This window comes from Haloferula sp. BvORR071 (assembly GCF_000739615.1).
In the GTDB taxonomy this organism is placed as follows: domain Bacteria; phylum Verrucomicrobiota; class Verrucomicrobiia; order Verrucomicrobiales; family Akkermansiaceae; genus Haloferula.
This window is the reverse complement of record NZ_BATP01000032.1, coordinates 42,142-61,720: the sequence shown is the minus strand read 5'-3', so window position 1 is coordinate 61,720 and position 19,579 is coordinate 42,142. Positions and strand designations below refer to the sequence as shown.

The 19,579-nt window shown below is 62.4% G+C and carries 16 protein-coding genes and 1 tRNA gene; 9 read left to right on the top strand and 8 right to left on the bottom strand.

Going from position 1 to position 19,579, the window contains the following annotated elements; all coding sequences use genetic code 11:
• Positions 1-83: 83 nt before the first annotated feature.
• The 4 genes from BV071_RS18120 to BV071_RS18105 form a co-directional block, all read right to left on the bottom strand.
• A complete protein-coding gene (locus BV071_RS18120) occupies positions 84-1,697 on the bottom strand; it encodes an FtsX-like permease family protein (protein WP_035610277.1) in 1,614 nt (537 codons plus the stop codon).
• A gap of 50 nt (positions 1,698-1,747) precedes the next feature.
• On the bottom strand, positions 1,748-2,665 hold the full coding sequence (locus BV071_RS18115; RefSeq protein ID WP_035610275.1) for a hypothetical protein: 918 nt from the start codon (positions 2,663-2,665) through the stop codon (positions 1,748-1,750).
• Positions 2,666-2,711: 46 nt separating this feature from the next.
• Complete coding sequence (locus BV071_RS18110; protein ID WP_052573528.1) at positions 2,712-3,869, bottom strand: formylglycine-generating enzyme family protein; 1,158 nt, start codon at positions 3,867-3,869, stop codon at positions 2,712-2,714.
• A 100-nt stretch (positions 3,870-3,969) separates the two neighbouring features.
• Positions 3,970-5,271 (bottom strand): Gfo/Idh/MocA family oxidoreductase, encoded by a 1,302-nt coding sequence (locus BV071_RS18105; protein ID WP_035610273.1) that lies wholly within the window; start codon positions 5,269-5,271, stop codon positions 3,970-3,972.
• A gap of 178 nt (positions 5,272-5,449) precedes the next feature.
• Here BV071_RS18105 and BV071_RS18100 point away from each other — a divergent pair, with 178 nt between their 5' ends.
• The 3 genes from BV071_RS18100 (at position 5,450) to BV071_RS18090 (ending at position 9,239) form a co-directional block, all read left to right on the top strand.
• Positions 5,450-6,844 (top strand): MFS transporter, encoded by a 1,395-nt coding sequence (locus BV071_RS18100; protein WP_035610524.1) that lies wholly within the window; start codon positions 5,450-5,452, stop codon positions 6,842-6,844.
• Between the two features lie 46 nt (positions 6,845-6,890).
• A complete protein-coding gene (locus BV071_RS18095; RefSeq protein ID WP_035610263.1) occupies positions 6,891-8,153 on the top strand; it encodes a Gfo/Idh/MocA family oxidoreductase in 1,263 nt (420 codons plus the stop codon).
• A 228-nt stretch (positions 8,154-8,381) separates the two neighbouring features.
• Positions 8,382-9,239, top strand: coding sequence for an SPFH domain-containing protein (locus BV071_RS18090; RefSeq protein ID WP_035610259.1), 858 nt, complete (start codon positions 8,382-8,384; stop codon positions 9,237-9,239).
• A 191-nt stretch (positions 9,240-9,430) separates the two neighbouring features.
• Here the strand turns inward: BV071_RS18090 and BV071_RS18085 are convergent, their stop codons facing one another.
• The 3 genes from BV071_RS18085 to BV071_RS18075 all read right to left on the bottom strand — a co-directional run bounded on the left by BV071_RS18085 (position 9,431) and on the right by BV071_RS18075 (position 12,737).
• Positions 9,431-10,339: a DMT family transporter gene (locus tag BV071_RS18085; protein ID WP_265594576.1), complete on the bottom strand. Its 909-nt coding sequence runs from the start codon at positions 10,337-10,339 to the stop codon at positions 9,431-9,433.
• A 106-nt stretch (positions 10,340-10,445) separates the two neighbouring features.
• Positions 10,446-11,879 (bottom strand): C39 family peptidase, encoded by a 1,434-nt coding sequence (locus BV071_RS18080; protein WP_035610257.1) that lies wholly within the window; start codon positions 11,877-11,879, stop codon positions 10,446-10,448.
• Between the two features lie 150 nt (positions 11,880-12,029).
• The gene (locus BV071_RS18075) at positions 12,030-12,737 is read right to left on the bottom strand and encodes a hypothetical protein (RefSeq protein WP_265594575.1); all 708 of its coding nucleotides are present in this window, start codon (positions 12,735-12,737) and stop codon (positions 12,030-12,032) included.
• 42 nt (positions 12,738-12,779) lie between these two features.
• Between BV071_RS18075 and BV071_RS18070 the strand changes: the two genes are divergently transcribed.
• Positions 12,780-13,010, top strand: a complete 231-nt coding sequence (locus BV071_RS18070; protein ID WP_035610252.1) for an addiction module protein — start codon at positions 12,780-12,782, stop codon at positions 13,008-13,010.
• Between the two features lie 308 nt (positions 13,011-13,318).
• On the opposite strand, the gene BV071_RS18060 is transcribed toward BV071_RS18070, so the two are convergent.
• On the bottom strand, positions 13,319-14,905 hold the full coding sequence (locus BV071_RS18060; RefSeq protein ID WP_035610246.1) for a peptide chain release factor 3: 1,587 nt from the start codon (positions 14,903-14,905) through the stop codon (positions 13,319-13,321).
• A gap of 164 nt (positions 14,906-15,069) precedes the next feature.
• Between BV071_RS18060 and BV071_RS18055 the strand changes: the two genes are divergently transcribed.
• The 5 genes from BV071_RS18055 (at position 15,070) to BV071_RS18030 (ending at position 18,958) form a co-directional block, all read left to right on the top strand.
• Complete coding sequence (locus tag BV071_RS18055) at positions 15,070-15,876, top strand: hypothetical protein (RefSeq protein ID WP_265594574.1); 807 nt, start codon at positions 15,070-15,072, stop codon at positions 15,874-15,876.
• A gap of 161 nt (positions 15,877-16,037) precedes the next feature.
• A complete protein-coding gene (locus BV071_RS18050) occupies positions 16,038-16,232 on the top strand; it encodes a hypothetical protein (protein ID WP_035610242.1) in 195 nt (64 codons plus the stop codon).
• A gap of 172 nt (positions 16,233-16,404) precedes the next feature.
• Entirely contained in the window at positions 16,405-17,481 is a 1,077-nt protein-coding gene (locus tag BV071_RS18045) for a Gfo/Idh/MocA family oxidoreductase (protein ID WP_035610240.1), read from the top strand.
• A 94-nt stretch (positions 17,482-17,575) separates the two neighbouring features.
• The gene (locus tag BV071_RS34340) at positions 17,576-18,817 is read left to right on the top strand and encodes a DUF1080 domain-containing protein (protein ID WP_075090945.1); all 1,242 of its coding nucleotides are present in this window, start codon (positions 17,576-17,578) and stop codon (positions 18,815-18,817) included.
• Positions 18,818-18,885: 68 nt separating this feature from the next.
• Positions 18,886-18,958: transfer RNA gene (locus tag BV071_RS18030), tRNA-Ile, on the top strand.
• Positions 18,959-19,579: the final 621 nt, after the last annotated feature.

Below are 19,579 nucleotides of genomic sequence, written 5' to 3'. Positions count from 1 at the left end.
TTTCTGCGACTATAAAAGCGGCTTCGGATTCTCTACCCGGTTAGAATCGGGCGGACGGGAAAAGGGGGCCAAGGCCGGAATCCTCACAGGTTCCGCAACGATTTCGCCGCATCGCTGCGCGAGGCGAAATAGGCCGGCACCAGCGCCGCGAGGGTGCAAAGAACGAAGGCGGAAACGGCAATGATGACCACCTCGGTCGGATTCACCTCGGCCGGCAGGCCATCGACCCCGATGAAGGATTTCGAAAAGGGATCGAAGCCCATGACTCGCATGGCCTCCTGCAGCGGCTTGATGAAGCGGATCACGAGCAGGCCCAAGCCTACCCCTAGCAGCGAGCCGATGAAGCCGAGGATCATCCCTTGGTTCAGGAATACCCCTACAATCTGCCCTGGGGCCGCACCCAGTGCCTTCATCACGCCGATCTCCCGGCGCTTCTGGATGGTGGTCGTGAACATCACCGCCATCATCGAGAACGCCGAGATGATCATGATGAAGGAGAGCACGAAATACATCATCGCACGCTGCTGGTTGAGCAGCTTCGAAATCTCGCCCAACTCATCCAGCCAAGTGCCCGCCACCCAGCCCTCCGGCATGCCGGCTTGGATCTGTTCCGCTACTTTGACCGCCTGATAGGGATCGTCGATGCGCAGCCCGATCCCCTGCACACCGTCGTCCAAGCCCGAAAGATTCTGGGCCAGATGGAGAGGCATCAGGACATCCGGTGTGAGCATCATCTGCGAGGCCTGATAGACGCCATAGACCGTCGCCTCCTTTGGCAGGATAATCTCCCGGAAACGCTTGGCGTTCTCTGCGTTCATCTCCTCCACATTGGTGGTATCGAGCTCTGCCAATACCTTTCCGGCTTCGGCCGGAACGGTCTTCTCAAACAATGCGCCGCCATCAACCACGTCGACGCTCTTGAGCATCTCGGCGAAGCGCTCCAGGATTGCGATTTCCTGGGGCCGCGTTCCCTCGTTGTCCGCGTAGGCAAGACCCAATGGGGTGACGACCTCATTGTAGTTGTCATCGCTCAGAAAGACCTTGTCGCCGCGGCTCTCGAAAGCGGTCTTCAAGGCAGCCTTGGCAGCGGCAAGCTCATCCGCGTATTTGAGGCGGAGCGGCGGCTCGCGGTCGAGCTTGTCGATCTTCTCCGCCTCATCGAGATTCTTTGCGGAGAAGAACCTGATCTTATCGCCGACATGCATGCGAGTTTGCGATGCCAGGTTGGAGGAGACGATGACATAATCGTCCATACCCATGTCCGCCCGGCTCTCCGGATAGCCGCTATCGAGCATTCCCTGGAGCGACTTTACCTGCTCGGGATCTTCGGTATCGACGGCTTTGAAGGACACCGGGCGCCTCGCCACATCGCTCACCATCAAGACATAATCCTGGATCACCGGTGTCGCGGACTGCACGTGCGGCGCTTTTTTCAGGTCGTTGGCGATCTCCCGCCAGTTGTCGATCGCGGTCAGTCGGTGATCGGGCACGAAGTTCACGCGCACGTGTGGTGTGAACCCCAGCACGCGCTCCTTCACCTTCTTCTCCAAGCCGGTGTAAACCGACATCACCACTACCAGCACCAGCACGCCGAGCAGCACCCCCGTGACCGAGATCAGGGTCACGGCGGAAAGCAGGGCCCGGCGCGGGTTGAGATAGCGCCAGGCGAGCATGAAACTGAAAGAGCGGCGAGCCATGCGCCTTGCCTAGCCGCGATCCGCCGCCCCGGCAAGGTCCGCGAGCCACATCACTTTTTCGCCGCCACCCGGCCATAGAGCACGATCGGGCTGCCCGCGCCCTCCGAGGCGATGCGGATCAAGGACCCGTCCCGGGAAAACGCGATCGACTCCGCCTGGCGCAGGTGGTGGCCAGACAAGGCAAGCGGCTCCCGGGCGAATGCCGCCGCCCAAGACTCCCCGTCGTGGCGCGGGAAAATGAAGGCCTTGGCATAGGTGACCACCGCCGCCATCGAGCCATCCGCCGCGATCGACATGCCGGTCGGCTGGGTGCCGAAGGGCATGGGCGGCATCCCATTCGGCAGATTCTTGCTGAGCTGGCCGATCTTCTTCGCGATCTGCAGGCCCGGCTTCTCCGGCTTCAAGGGCAGCTCGTAGAGCATCGGTGGATTGGTGCGCTTGCTCAGCAGCAGGATCTTCCCGGCCTTGGCGTCCACACTCACGGACTCGCAATCGCGCGGGCCGTCCTCGTAGCGGAAATGGATGCTCCAGGCCACGGGGATCTTGCCCGCGAACTGGGCGCCTGCCTGCGGTGCAGCCGGCTCAGCCACAATGTGCAGCGCGCATTCCGACCGCTGCGAGCCATTGTCGCCAGTGTCCGCGATCAGGAGGTAGGACTTCTTCTCGAAGACAAAGGACGCGAGGTCCTCCCAGTCGACATTCAGCACGCCGTCCACGAGCACCTTGCCGCGGTCCGCGCCGTTGATGTCTGTTAGGAAAAGCTCCGCCGGGCTGCCGCTGTCGTTGAGCAGCCAGAGCAGGCTGTCATCGCGGGTCGAAGCCGCCATCCCGCTGGCTTCGGTAAGGCTCCGGGCCTTCAGCTCGACATCGGACTTCCGCCGCTCGAAGGCGAGATCCTGCGCCTGCGCCTGGGCCAAGCTGGCCGCCGCGATGAACCAGAAACTGCAAACGCGGACGCGGGCGGACATGCCGAAATAGTGGCAATACCCGCCCGCCATTCAAGCCTGCGGCTGCCTACTCCTTCGGGCCCGGGCCGGTATTCCACATCTTGTGCATCACCTTCACGTCCGGCACGGTCATCGGCCGCACCACGCGGAAGCCGATGAAAGGGCCATTGGTGAAGTACCAGATCGATTTGGGATTCTGCGGATCGATCGCCTTCCACTGCGGGTCCGAGGGCACCCGCGCCGCGGAGCGCAGCGTTTCCGGGCCGCCGTCGAAATAGTTCCCGCCACGGGTCGAGTGCGGATAGCGGTTCACCGCCGGCACCCAGGGATTCTTCGCGCCCGCCTGCCACTTGCCATAAGTGTCAGCGGCATAGGCATCCAGGCACCACTCGGAGACATTGCCGTGCATGTCGTAGATGCCCCAAGCATTCGGCTTCTTCTGGCCGACCTTTTGGTAGGTGTAATTCGCATTCTCCATCGACCACGCGTAGTCGCCGAGCTGGGCAGGATCATCGCCGAAGCAGTAGGCGGTGGTCGATCCGGCACGGCAGGCGTATTCCCACTCCGCTTCCGTGGGCAGGCGGTAGTAGTGGCCAGTCTGAGCAGTGAGCCACTCGCAGAACTTGCTGGCCGCGTGATGGGTCATCGCCACCGCCGGCCATCCGGCGCTGTAGCCCTCGCCCATCTCGAAGTGCATCGGCACGTAGGGCGGAGTCGGCTGGCTGACGACATCCACGAGGCTCTCGCCCTCTTTGATTTCCGGCGCTTCGGAAGTCTTGTTGTTAGAGTCGCGGTCGAGCGTGCCGTCCTTGTTGCGGGACTTGCCGTTCTCCATGAAGGCCCGGTAGATGTCCCAGGTCATCTCGCACTTGCCTATCCAGAAAGGATCGAGCGCGACCTTCACCTGCGGACCTTCATCGGCCTTACGGCCCTTCTCGGACTCGGGTGAGCCAATCGTGAATTCACCGCCCGGCACCGGCACCAGGTCGAACTTCGCATCCTTCGCCTGCGACACGGTTTCCGTGTAGGCCTTCATCGCTGCCGCATCCGCGGGTGCATCGCCCTTCTTCTTCACCACCTCGAAGATCTTCTCGGTCACCGGGAAGTACTGCGGATTTGGTAGTTCCGGTGCGGCGGCAGCCGGCGCTTCGGGCGCAGCCGTCTGGGCAAAGACGCATGCAGGGGCCAGCAAGGCACAAGCGGCAAGAAGGGAACGCGAGGTCATGGGCAGAGAAGCATGAGGGCGCGGCATGGACCAAGTCCAGTCCGCGCCCCGTGGAAAACCCGGTCGGGATATGAAATGAAATGGAACCAAGCGGATCGGATCAGGCGAACTTGTGCACGCCCGGAACCGGCACCGGTGCCACCGGGAAGCTGTCGGTCATTTTCAAGGTGTCCGGCGCCTGATCCTGGGCCGATGCCCACATCTGCTCCCAGGTCACGCGCTGGCCGCTGTGGGCAGCCTCGCGGCCCAGCAGGCCGAGCATGGTGCTATTCGCCATGTACTCCCCGGTATTGATGATCTCACCCCGGCGCAGCGCGGCGAAGAACTCGTTGTGACAGACCTGATACATGTTCTGCTCGGATCCCGGCGCAGCACGGAACATCCAATCCCGCTTCTTGCCATCGAGACCCAAGACCATCGGGGTGTTCGGCGCAATCGCCGTGCCCTTCTCGCAATACACGCGGTCGACGGTTTCGGTGTGACATCCAAGGTATTGGCGCTCGCCGAGGTGGCACATCACGCCGCCCGGGTATTCAAAGACAATGTTGTAGTGGTCGTAAACGTTACCGGCATCGGTGCGGTAGGCGCGGCCGCCATTGGCCACGGCGGCGATCGGCGCGACATCACCCATCGCCCATGCGATCTTGTCCACGGTGTGGACCGCCTGCTCCAGCAGCGGGCCACCGCTGGCCCACTCGAAATTCGTCCACCAACGGAGCTGCCATTCCACGTCAGACATGTTGTCCGGCTTCTTCATGCCTGGTTGCAGCGGCTTCGGCGGGCTGCCCATGTAGGTACCATAGACCGAGTAAATGCGGCCCAGCTCGCCGGAAGTGATTTTGGCGTAGAGCTCGCGCACGCCCGGGGCGAAGCGCCAGCAAAAGCCGTGCTGGATCGCCACGCCCTTTTGCTTCGCCAGCTTGGCGGATTCCACCACCGACTTCACGCCGGTCGCGTCCACCGCCATCGGCTTCTCGGCGAAGACATGCTTGCCAGCCTCCACCGCCGCGCGCAGGTGTTGCGGCCGGAATCCCGGAGGCGTCCCCAGCAGGACCACATCCACGCCGCTTTCGAGCAGCTTCTGATAGGCATCGAGCCCGACGAACTGGCGCTCGGCAGGCACCTCGACCTTGCCGCTGTACTGCGCCTGCAGGCCCTTGAGGCTTTCCTGAAGCGCCTCGGGGAAAGCATCCGCCATTGCCCACAGCACCACGTTCGGATCCGCGCTAAGTGCCTGCGTGGCAGCACCGGAACCACGGCCACCGCAACCGATCAGGCCGATCTTCAGCTTCGCATTGTTCGCCGCGCCTTGGCCAAGCAGCAGGTTTGGAAAGCCGGCCACGGCCGCAGTGACCGCTGTGCCGGCAAGCACATTTCGACGGGTAAGGGATGGGGAATTCATTCGAGGTGCTTTGGTTAAATCGGAACGGGAATACGAAACTTCATGCTCCGGCTTTCAGCAGCGGAAGCGCAAATTACAGATTAGCGCGTTTTTCATGAGAGAAGCGGACGATTTACGCCGAATTCTGAATGCTTCAAGCTTGCCGCCCCGCGCAGACCTCGTCGAGTCTCCCTTCAACATGGAAAAAACCGCCCCGCCCGCCGTGCTCACCCGCTTGTCGGTGATGATGTTCCTACAATTCTTCGCCTGGGGCTCGTGGTTCGCCACGCTGGCGCTGGCGATGGGCGGCAACAAGCTCGGCGACTTCATCGGTGGCGCTTACGAAAGTGCACCCCTCGGCGCGATCTTCGCCCCTCTCTTCCTCGGCCTCGTGGCGGATCGCTTGTTTTCGTCCGAGCGCGTGATGGGGCTCCTGATGCTGATTGGCGGTGCCATCATGGCCGGAATTGCCATCATCGCCCCGCAAGGTGCCGAGAAGGGCGGACTCATGGTCTGGCTGATGATTGCCTACATGCTCTGCTTCATGCCGACGCTGGGACTCGGGAACACCATCACCTTTACTCACCTGAAGCAGGAAGATTTCCCGAAGGCCCGCGTCTGGGGCACCATCGGCTGGATCGTCGCAGGCCTGGCACTCGGCGCCGCAGGCTGGTCCGCCTCGCTCAATATCTTTTGGCTGGGTTCCATCTGCAGTCTCCTGCTCGGCCTCTACTGCTTCACCTTGCCGCACACCCCGCCACCCGCGAAGAACAAGCCACTTGATCTCGGCTCACTCTTGATGGTGGACGCGTTCAAGCTGCTGAAGAGTCCGCCCTTCCTGGTCTTCGCGGTTTGCTCGATGCTGATCTGCATCCCTCTCGCTTACTACTACGGCCAGACCTCCGCCTATCTGGGTGCCGCCGGCTTCAAGCAGCCAGCCTCCACCATGACCTTGGGCCAAATGTCGGAGATCTTCTTCATGATCCTCATCCCCTTCTTCTTCCGGAAGCTCGGGGTGAAGTTCATGCTGCTGATCGGCATGCTCTGCTGGGTCGCCCGCTACGCGCTCTTCGCTTTCGGCGCGCCAGACCAAGTCGCGTGGATGCTCCTGCTCGGCGTCGCTCTCCACGGCGTTTGCTACGACTTCTTCTTCGTCACCGGCTTCATCTACACCGACAAGAAGGCCCCCGCCGAGATCCGCGGCCAAGCGCAGTCGCTGCTAGTCTTCCTGACCCAGGGTCTGGGCATGTTCTTCGGCTTCCGCATGGCCTTCGGTGGAAAGTTTCCCTTCACCGAGAGTCCCCTGCCTAATACCATGAAAGAGTTCGGGGTGTCACCTGCCGGGCAAGCACCGCTTCTCGAAAACGTGACCGCTTTGACTGCCGGCAAGGCCACTCCCTCTTTCTTCGAGAGCCTGGCGGGCATGTTCGGCAAGGGGTATCCCGAGGGCACGGACCCAACATTGATTTCCAAGGCCATGCTCGACTGGAAGAACTACTGGATCTTTCCCGCCGGCATGGCCGCGGTCATCGCGGTGATCTTCTTCGTCGCCTTCTGGGACAAGTCCGCCGATGGCGGCGATGCAAAACACTAAGCGCCGCCCCAGTAAAAGTCGTTTCGTTCTTCTCCACTTAAAATCCATGAACCGCCGCCAAAGCCTCAAGTCCCTCGCCGCGCTCGCGACGATCCAGATCGTTCCGAGCCGCGTGCTCGGTCTCGCCGGACAGACTCCGCCTTCGGAAGAAATCACCCGCGCGATCATCGGCTGCGGCGGCATCTCCGCCTCGCACCTCGGCATGCCGGGCAAGCTGCTGGCGCTCTGCGACGTGGACCAGAGCCACCTCGACCAGCGGATGAAGGATGCCGATGCCGAAAAGAACGGCATCAAGGGCTACCACGACTTCCGCGAGGTGCTCGAACGCAAGGACATCGATGTCATCCACGTCGCCACCCCGCCGCACTGGCATGCGCTGATCGCGATCGCCGCAGCCAAGTCCGGCAAGGACGTGTGGTGCGAGAAGCCGATGAGCCGTACCATCGGCGAAGGGGTGGCGATGATCAAAGCGGTGGAGGAGAACAAGCGCGTCTTCCGCCTGAACACCTGGTTCCGCTTCAAGGACAACTTCTACGGCATGGGCGTGCCGGTGAAGCAGATCAAGAAGGCGGCCATGCAGGATCTGTTAGGCTGGCCGCTCAAGATCACCGTCTCCGGCGTGACCGGCTTCGACTGGAAGCTCGGCACCTGGGTCGGCAAGACCAACCTGCCGGTGCAACCCGTGCCGGAGGGCTTCGACTACAACTTCTGGCTCGGCCCTGCGCCGGAGAAGCCCTACAGCGCGCATCGCACCCACGCCTCCTTCCGCGGCTACTGGGACTACGATGGCGGCGGCCTCGGCGACATGGGCCAGCACTACCTCGACCCAGCGCAATACATCCTGAACAAGGACCACACCGCGCCGATCTCGGTGGAAATCGATGCCGATCCGCAGGACGCCGACGCGATCGGCACCTGGCGGCGCATCGAGTTCACCTACGCCGACGGCTGCAAGATCATCCTCGATGGTGCCAACAAGGACAAGGATGCCAAGTACATCGAAGGGCCGAAGGGCTGGATCACCAAGGGCTTCGAGTCCAGCATCCCGGACCTTGCCAAGAAGCTGGACGCACTACCCGACCCCGACCCGGTGATCACCGACTTCCACGAAAGCGTGCGGACCCGCAAGAAGTTCGCCCTGAATGAGCAGAACGGCTTCTGGTCCTGCACCATGGTCAACATGGGCGTGACCGCGCACCGCTTGAACAAGAGCCTCAAGTTCGACCCGAAGGCGCTGAAGTTCGACAACGAGGACGCGAACAAGCTGATCAGCCAGCCGATGCGTGGGCCTTGGAAGATCGAGGCGTAACCAGTCTGCGGTCATTGGTAAGAGCGGCTGGATGGTAGGGCGGCCTGGCCTCAGGCCGCCGCGGGCGATCCACGCGGACCTTTCCAAGGTCCGATGCTTGCGTGTGATCCCCACATCGCTCACGGCGCGCTAGGCCAGCGCGCTACCTTGATAGAAAACACAGCTTCCTTTCTCACTGACTTCCCCTGCCGCTCCGCTATCACTCCCATAGCAACAACCCGGAAAAATATGAGCGAGAAGAAAGCCATCTGCGTCCAAGGCCTCATTCCCTTCATCCTGCTCGTCATCGTCGTGGGGGCCTTGTTTTTCACGGGCAAAATCGTGTCGATTCTGGAGCAGGCGCCCTACCTTCTGGTGCTGATCGTCCCCCTCGGCATCCTCTGGCTCAAAGGTCTCTTCATCGTCTCCCCGAATGAGGCCAAGATCCTGACCTTCTTCGGTAAGTACACCGGCACCGTCCGCGAGCCCGGCTTCTGGTTCGCCAATCCCTTTGCCTCGAAGGATCGCATCTCCCTGAAGGTCGCAAACTTCCAGAGCCCTCAGCTCAAGGTGAACGACGCCCACGGCAACCCGATCGAGATCGCCTGCATCGTCGTCTGGCGCGTGGTCGATACCGCCAAGGCCGCCTTCGACGTGCAGGACTTCAACGTCTTCGTCCACATCCAGGCGGAGACCGCGCTGCGCCATCTCGCCAGCCATTTCCCCTATGAGCCGCACCAGCCGGGCGAAGTCTCCCTGCGCGGGTCCCCGGAAAAGGTCGGCGAGACGCTGCAGCAGGAACTCCAGGATCGCATCCAGATCGCCGGTATCGAGATCCTCGAAGCCCAGCTTTCCCACCTCGCCTACTCTCCGGAGATTGCCCAAGCCATGCTCCGCCGCCAACAAGCCGCCGCCGTGATCGGTGCCCGCCAGATGATCGTCGATGGCGCGGTCAGCATGGTCGAGATGGCCCTCAAGAAGCTGGAGACCGACAACGTCGTGCAGCTCGACGAGAAGAGCAAATCGATGATGGTGAACAACCTCATGATCGCACTGGTCTCCGAGTCGCATATCCAGCCGGTGCTGGCGACGAGCCAGAACGCTTGATCAGCTGTTAGACCACCTCGGCAACATTCCCTGTCCCAAAGGGCGTCCCATGGAGTGCTGCGGCACGACGCAGCTTTGGCTTCGGGAAGGTGATGCCGCGGTCAACGGTCACGAATTGGAGGGAGGCGGATTCACACCAAGCCAAAGTGGCGTCGTGCCGCAGCACTCCATAGCTGAGCCGTGCCTTTCGCCTACCTCCGGTTCACGATCCCAATTCCCACCAGGACCAACAGTGCCCCAATCACAAACTTCGGATCCAGCGGCTCCTTCAACAATACCACCCCGAAGGTGATCCCGAAGATCGGTGTCAGGAACGAAAACACGGAAAGCCGCGAGGCCAAGTATTTCCGCAGCAGCCAGAACCAATAGAGGTAGCTCGCAAAGGCCACCACCAGCGTCTGGAACACCAGGTTCGCGCCCAGCTTCGGAGTCCAAGTCGTCGCCGCGGTCTTGCCGCTCAGCCACGCATAGAGCAGCAGCATCACTCCCGCGCCTCCGAGTTGATACCGCAGGGTCTTCGTCGCTGGGGTCTCGGACAAACGGCTGCCGCGAATCGCCAAGGTCGTCGCGGCCCACAAGATCCCGCCAAGAATCCCCAAGGCATCCCCTAACAGAAGATTCTTCCCACCCGGCGCGAAGAAGCTACCGGAGAAGGCGGTGACGATCCCGGCAAAGGCAACCGCCACACCGAGCCACTGCTTGCGGTTCATTCTCTCCTCGTGCGACACCCAGTGAATTCCCAGCACCGTGAAGACCGGCGCGGTGTAGAGGAAGACCGCCATGTGTCCCGCGGTCGTGTAGTTCAGCCCCATCGACACCGCCAGGAATTCCCCGCCGAACAACAAACCCACCAGCAGGCCGGGCCGCAGAGTTCCATCACGCAAGGACAGATTCTCCCTGCGGAAGATCATCACCAGGGTCACCAGCACCGCCGCCAGCGCAGAGCGGATCCCCACTTGGAACACCGGGCTCATCTCCGCGACAGCGGACTTGATCGCCACTTGCTGGAAGCCCCAGAGCGCGCACAGCACCAGCATCGAGCCACAACTGAAGCCATCAAGCGGCTTGCGGGATGGGATGACTGATGGTTCCGCGCTCAAGGGAGGCGGAGTGAGCCGTGATCCGCCCTCCCCCGCCAAGAAAGAAAAATGCCCCGGGACTTTCACCCCGAGGCATCTCAACAACCGAAAATCTCTATCGCGCCGATCAAGGCAGGATCATGAACAAGCCGCCGGAGCTGGCCCAGTTCGCGACCGTGGTGGGCACCCAACGGCGCTCGTAGCTGGCACCCCAGGAGTCGGACACCGCGAGCTCGTTGGTCTTCTCATTGTAGCCCACGATCATGCAGATGTGGTGGGCGTCTTGCTCGGACTCCTGCTTGACCACCTCCGCCGCCTTCGCCGCGATCTCGGCGGCCCAACCCGGCCAGTCCACCACGCTGCTGCGGCGGGCGGTATTGGCGTTGGCGGTCTCGTTGTAAGGCTTCAGCGAGCGCATCGTCCACATCACCGGGATACCCTTGTCGATGTAGCCCTTCACGTCGCGAACGCGCAGCTCCTTCACGCTCTTGTCTTCGGTCCGGCGGCCCTTGCTGCGGACTTGCTGGCGGACTTCGTCCAGCAGGTATTCCACGGAAGTGCCGCCGCCCATGCCACTCTTGCCGATCATCGCCAGCAGATACATGTCCGCCTCGATCCCTGCGGTGCGCATTGCCCGCTCGAAGGTGGCCGGCACGCAGTAACCCTTCGGACCTTGGTTCACCATCGGGATCTGGCCGAGATACACGTCGCCGTTGTCCATCTTCACGATGTCCTCCGCGAGCTGCTTGCGGATGTCGCCATCCTTGACCCGGGCCGTCTTGCCACCGGCGTCCGCCAGCTGCAGCGGCACGATCGAAAGGGAAACATACTCGCCCTCTTGGTTCGACAGGATCAGCGAGTGGCCGTTCCAGTCCCAGCGCATGACCTTCTTGCGGGTCTTCCGCGAGTCGCCGAAATGCTCCATTTTCGGCTGGCCCAGCGCCGCCGTGATGCTGGACAGCACTGTCTGCTCATCCGCCGCCATCGCCTTCGCCAAGCTGGCTTCGTCGGCCTCGCTCTTGCCTTCGAAGTGCTTCTCGCCCTGGCCCATCGTGCTCTTGAAATCGCCCTTGTTCGAAAAGACCGCGGAGAGGATCGAGGCATTGCCTTCCTGGTCGGCGTAGAGCGCCACCGAGTAAGGTCGCGCGCCGAAGAGCCGGTAGGAATCCCCCGTGTAAGCACGCCAGCTCGCGCAGTGCTTGGTCTTGGACTCTTGGTCGAGGTGCAGCACTGCGGCAATCTCACTCGCTTGGCGAACCTCGAAAGGCGTGCCGGAGAAGAGCGCGTAGCCCGCCATCTTGCTCAACTTGGCAAGCTCCTCGGAGAGCTGCTTGGCCTGCGCATCGAAGCTGGTACGGTCCTCCCCCATCAGCATGCCCGGGGAGACCTCGAAGAGCTTCCCATCCGACTCGCGGCGCAGCAGGTACTTGTCCTTTTGCACGCCCTCGAAGCGCGCGCGGATTTGGCCGCCCTCCCCGTCTTTCAGAACCCGCCATTCACCGATGGCATGGGAGCTCAAACAAGTCGCGGCGAGAAGGAGGAGAGACAGAGTGGGTTTCATGGGCGCAGATAAACCGGGGGCAGCGGCAGAATTCAACACCAGAAGCGCCGAGGAGTCGCGCTTCCGTCTGCCTCTTTCGGGGCAGGAAACGATGGAAGCCCATGATTCTTGGGTGACGTCTGAAAATATCCGGATGCACGCCGCGGAGCTTCAGATGGTGCCGCAGATCAGGCGAACTTTGGTGTGGGTCTCTTCAGTCTGGAGCTCGATGTAATGGGGGCCCCCGCGGCGCACCGGACTGCCCCGGTAATCCGTCGCCCAACTCCAGACCTCCTCAGTCGGCCCCCTACCACCGCTCATCGCAGCCCCTCCCGAAGTCCAACCTAGGGAAGTCGGACTCGCCCGGTCTTTGGTCAGCTTCAACTCGCGGATCAGCCGCTCGGTTTCCCCGGGAGGGCAGGTAAAAACGTAGCTGTAGGTTAAATCGGCAAATCCCCCTCCTTGGAAATCACAGGAGATCATCTTGGCGTCCTTGGGGAACGCGACCGCAGTGAGCTTCGTGAAGCGCCGCCCCGGTTGGACCCGGTCCACGAGCGCGCTGCCTAACTCCCAAAGCGGCAGCAACGCCGCGAAAAGCAGCGAGATACCCAGCCGCCACTTCCGCAGAGGTCGCAAAGCTCCAATCAGCCGACCGAGAAATGCCGCGGGTAAGGTGATGATCAGGAGAAAGGGGGAAACAATTGCACCCTGAATCGCACCGGAAGTCGCCCCCTCAAGGGTATTGCTCCAACTGATGGCCCCATGAAGGATCATGCCGATCCACCCCATCAGCCAGATCGTGCCGATCCAAAGCAAGGTCTTCGCAACCCGCGCGCCGCGGGATTGGACCAGCATGGGATCTGGTGACGGGTCGTCCATCGTGGGCTTGCGATCTGGCGGCCATTGAGGCATCCTTTCAGCGTGAGTGCCACCGCAGAGAGAATTCGCAGCGAAGCTTTTTCGCTGAGCTCCGAGGAGCGCGCCGAGCTGGCGCATTTTCTCATTCGGTCCCTCGATCCGGCTTCAGATTCAGAATCTCAGGCGGAATGGGATGCAGAGCTTGAGAGACGCGGAGAGGAAATCCGACAAGGCGTCGCTGTAGGCATCCCAGCCGAACAGGTCTTTGACGAACTTCGCGCCCGGCTGAAGTGAAGCCCTTGATTTTCCATTCGGAAGCAAGGGCCGAGTTGGAAGAAGACGCCCTGTGGTATGACCGCCAGACCGGTGGCTTGGGGGACGACTTCGTCACGGAAGTGGAGAAAGCGACCATTCGCCTTCGGCGGAATCCGGGACTCTCCCCACCGCACGGGAAAAGAGGCTTCCGCAAGGCTTTCGTGGAGCGGTTCCCTTACACCCTCTATTTTCTGGAGCTTCCCGATACGATCTGGATTGCCGCGGTAGCTCACCAGAGTCGTCGCCCCAACTATTGGCGAAACCGGCGGCCAGAATAAACGACGGCCTCACTTCACCAGCCGCTCCGCTAGCTCCCAGTCCTCGTGGTAGCGCTTGAAGCTGCGCAGGGCCCACTCGGCCTCAGCCAGCACGACCCAATGACCGGCGGAGTCCTTCGCCAGCATGCAGCCGCCGGGGAGATCGTCGGTCGGGGCATTCGGGCCGGCCACCGGCTCGTCGTCCTTCATCAGCCAGCGGATGACCGTGTAGGGGCAGTGCTCCAGCACCACCTCCGCGCCGTATTCACTCTCCAAGCGGTACTTCAGCACCTCGAACTGCAGCGGGCCGACAGCCCCCAGCAGCATGGTGGTACCGCCGGCGCTTTCGAAAAGCTGCGTGACGCCTTCCCGCACCAGCTGGTCCATACCGGCGCGGAAGCGCTTGGCGGTGGCCGTGCTGCGGCCGCGGATGGTTGCGAAGCACTCCGGCGGGAAGACCGGGATCTCGTCGAACTTGATCGCGGAATCCGTGGTCAGCGTGTCGCCAATCTCGAAGGGCTGGTTACCCACCAGACCGACGACATCACCCGCGAAGGCTTCGTCCACGATCTCGCGTTCCTGCGCGAAAAGCTTCTGCGAGTTCGAGAGGCGGATCTGCTTGGCCGCGGAGCCGTGCCAGACCTGCATGTCGCGCTCGAACTTGCCCGAGACGATGCGGATGAAGGCCATCCGGTCGCGGTGCTTCGGGTTCATGTTCGCCTGGATCTTGAAGACGAAGCCGCTGAAACGCTTGTCCTCCGGCTCGATCATCGCCTCGCCGGACTTCCGGCCGGAGGGCTCGGGGGCCATCGCCAAGAATCCATCGAGCAGGAGCTGGATGCCGAAGTTGTTCGCCGCGGAGCCGAAGAAAATCGGAGTCAGCTCGCCCTTGAGGACGCGCTCGTGGTCGTAGGGCGCACCGGCGATATCGAGCAGCTCCATCTCCTCGATCGCCTTGTCCACCAGGTCGCCATCCACGTGCTCGCGCACGGCCGGGTCGGTCAGGCCCATCACGGAGACCGGCGCACGGTAGGCGCCCGCCTTGGTCTTCTCGAAGAGGTTCAGTTTCCCGTCCGCGCGCTGGATGATCCCGCGGAAGCGCGGGCCATCGCCCAGCGGCCAGTTCATCGGGTGTGAGGCGATGCCGAGGACATTTTCGATCTCATCCACCAGATCGATCGGCGAGCGGGTCGGCCGGTCGAGCTTGTTCATGAAGGTGAAGATCGGGATCCCGCGCAGGCGGCAGATCTCGAACAGCTTGCGCGTCCGGGCCTCCACGCCCTTACCGGCATCGACGACCATGATCACGGCATCCACCGCGGTGAGCACCCGGTAGGTATCTTCCGAGAAGTCTTCGTGACCCGGGGTATCCAGCAGGTTCACGTGGAAGCCGCCGTACTGGAACTGCAGGACCGTGGAAGAGATCGAGATGCCGCGCTGCTTTTCCAGCTCCATCCAGTCCGAGGTCGTGGAACGCCGGTCGCGCCGCGAGGTCACGCTGCCCGCCAGATCGATCGCGCCCCCATAGAGGAGGAACTTCTCCGTGAGCGTGGTCTTGCCAGCGTCCGGGTGGGAAATGATGGCGAGCGTGCGGCGGATGGATGACGGATGGGACACGGCGGGCCGGGAGGGAAGCACGCCCCCCGCCCCCTGCCAAGACCGATCCCCCCGGACGATCTCCCGCCAACTTTCCGCAAGCCGCCACCAGCAAGTCCTGCCCCGCCCCGGCTAGGTTTGGCCCATCACTCTGCCCGGCCATGCGCCCGCCACCCTTCCTTCACTTGCCCATCCGGCTCCTGCACCACGCCCCGGCGCTCTTTGAGGAGCTCACCCGCTTGGGAATGCTCTGTGTGCGGGGAAAGAACCTCACCGCGGAACTGGTCGCCATCGCCGACCCCGGGGAAGCCGTGCTCAAGGGCAGCGATCGGCTGCTTTTTCCGGGCCTCGGCCTCTCGCTGCTGCCCTCCCGCCTCGCCGGGCTCCACGCGCTGCGGCTCGCCAGGCTCCCGCAGCATGTCGGAATGCTCGAGTTCGACTTTGAGAAGGGCAGCTTCCCGCTCTCGATCGCCGTCCCGGACGAATTCTCGGCTGGCTCACGCCTGAAGTCCTTCGTGGCGGCCTTCTGCGCGGAGGAAGTGACGGTCGAGGAGCTCTTTGCATGGCGGGCCGAATTCACGCCTGCCTTCGAGGCCTGCCCTTGCTGCCAGAGCATCGCGGACCAGCGCCGCGCCTGCCCCGAGCGGCATCCGCTTGCGCCGATTCTGGCCGATCTCGCCGAGCTCCGGCTCTCCGCCCACTGCCGCCTCATCGGCAGCGGCTTCGATTTCTCCCGTTTCATCACCACCCGCGCCCTCTCCTTTGACGAAGGGACGATCACCGCCAACGACGACGGCGGTGACTGCGTCCTGCGCATCGATCCCGCCTTTGCCCATGCGATCTGGGTCCTCCCGGTCCAAGTCGATGGCGAATGCCGCACCACCGTCCGAGTCTACGACACCCTCGGCAGCCTGAATCTGGAGCTGTCCGTGCCTGGCGATCAATTCGTGGCTCCTTGGCAGTCCTACTGTGCTCAAGCCTGCTCCCAATGAGTTGGGCCTAGCGGCAAATTGCCATCCGCCGTGGAACAGCAAATGAGACAGCGTCTCAATTCCTTGAAATCCATCGACTTGAGATGAATTCTCAACTCATCTTTCCTTGCGCGGCCCCCACACTGCGGTCTAACTTCTAGGGAACCATTTCCCGATTCATTATGAAGACGACCACAACCACCCGCGCCTGCGCCGCCTGCGTCCACTGGAACAAGCTGGAGGACGACCACGGCGAATGCCGCCGCCACGCCCCGCAAACCGTTGCCTTTGAAGTCGACGACGAGGTGAAGTTCGAATCGATGTTCCCCGTAACCGCCGGCGAGGACTGGTGCGGCGATTTCAGCAAGACCGAGTGATCGCTCGCTGATAACACCTTTTGAGAGACGCCCCGACCGCAAGGCCGGGGCGCTTTTGTTTCCCGCCTCCCGGTACCTCGGATATTCGCTAGACGGTCTGCGGGGGATGCCGCTTGTTCCCACCCGGAATCTGAAATAATCCGTCACCCTCACTCGTTTTACCGCCCCGATCATGCAGAAACCTCTCCGCGTCCTCTGTGTGGGAGCTGGCCACATGGGCCGCTCGCACGCGCTTGCTTACCATCGCATCCCCGGCTTCGAAATCTGCGGGATCGTCACCCGCTCGGCGGAGAGTCGCGGCAAGCTGAATGCCGAGCTCGGCGGCGGCTACGCGGAGTATGCCGACTTCTATGAGGCACTCGCGGCCACCAAGCCGGACGCAGTGAGCATCTCAACCTACCCGGACACCCACGGTCCCTATGCGGAGGCCGCCTTCGACGCCGGTTGCCACGTCTTCATCGAGAAGCCCTTGGCAGAGAATGTCGCCGCCGCGGAGGGCATCGTCGCCAAGGCCAAGTCCAGCGGCAAGAAGCTGGTGATCGGCTACATCCTGCGCCACCACCCGAGCTGGATCAAATTCATCGAGATGGCCCAGACCCTCGGCAAGCCGCTGGTGATGCGCATGAACCTCAACCAGCAGTCCTCCGGCGACAACTGGAAGACCCACAAGGCGCTGATGTCCTCGATCTCGCCGATCGTCGATTGCGGCGTCCACTACGTGGACGTGATGTGCCAGATGACCCGCTCGCGGCCGATCCGCGTCTCCGGCATCGGCGCCCGCCTCAGCGACGAGCTGCCGGAGGGCAAGATCAACTACGGTGCCCTGCAGGTGACCTTCGAAGATGGCTCGGTCGGCTGGTACGAAGCCGGTTGGGGCCCGATGATGAGCGAAGTCGCCTTCTTCGTGAAAGACGTGGTCGGCCCGAAGGGCTGCGCCTCGATCGTCGCCGACAAGGCTGCGGCCGAAGGCCAGAGCGCCAACGTGGACGCCCACACGCAGACGCAATCAATCCGCCTCCATCACTCCCAGCTTACGCCCGAAGGAACCTTCGCAAAGACCGACGAAACCGTCCGCCTCGACGATGAGCCGGACCACGACGGCCTCTGCCACCGCGAGCAGGAGTATTTCCTCAAGGCGATCCTCGAAGACGTCGATCTCACCGCCCACATGGATGATGCCGTCTCCTCCATGCGTATCGTCGCCGCGGCCGACGAAAGCTTCCGCACCGGCAAAACCATCGACCTCTGATTTTACTCCGGGTCTTCGCGGTTACCTCTTCTTCAAATCAAAATCCTTGGCGCACTTGGCGTCTTGGCGGTTCACTCACCTTATTCCACCGATCATGAAATCCATCGCTCTTCTGCTCCTCCCCCTCGCCGCCAGCGCCGCGGAACCACAGCTCCAGCAAGTCCCGCTCTTCAATGGCAAGGACCTCACCGGCTGGAAGGGCGAAGGCTATGAGGTGGTGGATGGCACGATCGTCTGCACCCCCAAGGGCAGCAACCTCTACACCGAGAGCACCTACGCCAACTACGCCCTCGACTTCGAATTCAAGTTGCCGCCCGCCGGCAATAACGGCATCGGCATCCACTACCCGGGCACCGGTGACGCGGCCTACGTGGGCATGGAGATCCAGGTGCTGGATAACTCCTCGGAGAAGTACAAGGACCTCAAGCCCTATCAGTTCCACGGCTCGATCTACACCATGGTCCCGGCCAAGAAGGCCCCGCTCAAGCCAGTCGGCGAGTGGAACTCCGAGCGGATCCTGGTGAATGGCGACGACGTCCAAGTGACTGTCAACGGCGAGCTCATCACCCAGGCCAAGCTCTCCGAGCTGAACAAGGAATTCCCCAAGCACGAGGGTGCCAAGCGCCGCGCCGGCCACATTTCCTTCTGCGGTCACGGCGATCCGGTCGCCTTCCGCAACCTCAAGATTTGCGAACTCGCTCCGACGGCCAATGACGAGGGCGCCAAGCAGGCTGGCTTCACCAAGATCTTCGACGGCACCACGCTCAACGGCTGGGAAAGCGAGGAGGGCGACAAGGGCCACTGGGTCCCCATCAACGGCATCCTCAAGTACGATGGTCATAGTGAAGCCAAGGACAAGGACCTCTGGTTCGGCAAAGAGTACGGCGACATGACCATGATCTTCGACTGGCGCTGGAGCGGCACCGGCCCGATCATGAAGCGCCCGGTCATCGGACCCGATGGCAAGGAAACCGGCGAGTCCGTGGAGGTCCAGGAACTCGACAGCGGCATCTACCTGCGCGGCAACTCCAAGAGCCAGGTGAACCTCTGGAACTGGCCCTGCGGCTCTGGCGAAGTCTACGGCTACCGCACCGACAAGTCCCAGCCCGCCGAAGTTATCGCCGGTGTCACCCCCAAGGTGAAGGGTGACAACCCGCTCGGTGAGTGGAACCGCACCATGATCACCATCCAGGGCGACCGCCTCACCGTGACCATCAACGGCAAGACCGCCATCGAGAACGCCCAGCTTCCCGGCGTCCCCGCCAAGGGCAAGATCGCCCTCCAGCACCACGGTGCCGCGATCGACTTCGCGAACATCTGGGTGAAGGAACTCTGAGTTCCCATCTGCGTCCGCCATGCCCGCTCTGACCCGCCGAATACGTCCCCGCCGCACCACTGCGGAACGGGGGCGTAGCTCCGCGGTCAGAGCGCCCGCCTTATTAGCGGGAAGTCGCGGGTTCGATACCCGCCGCCCCTACCCCATTTTCAGCGAGTTCCGAGGCTGGAATTCGTTAGGCAAGCTCCCCTGCCTCATCTTAAAAAGTAGTTCCCCCGGCTCACACCACTACGGCCCTCTTCCTCCGACTCGCCCGCCAGACGAGCAAGCCAATCCAAGGGAGAGCCACGGCAAGCAGGATAAGCCAGTGGGGAATGAAGAGAGCCCGACTATTCGTCCCGCGGATGGTCCAAGCATGTTCGACCGAGGCGCGGTAGGTTCTCGGTGCGCTCTGGCTGGCCATTTTACTGATTTGCCGTTCCGCATCAGAGGCCGAAAGGCCTTGCCCCTGTATGAAGAAGGGCAAGGGAAGTAACTCGGGGTCAAGGTTCTGGTGATCGGTGCCCCTTGCCGCAGGACTCGAGTTTTGGCCCGCAGAGTACTCGGCGCCGATGTAGGAATTCGACTGGATCAGCTCGCATGGCCCCCAGCGAACGGAGAACCAATGGAGTTGGGAATCCCACCACCCCCAGCCGAAAAACGCGATCACCAAGACACCGGACCAGAAGGTGACGGAACGGTGGAGGGCGAGCTTCACGCGGGCAGAATGGCCAGAGCCGGACAAAAGAAAAGCGCCTCTGCGTCGTTGATCCGCCGAGCTTA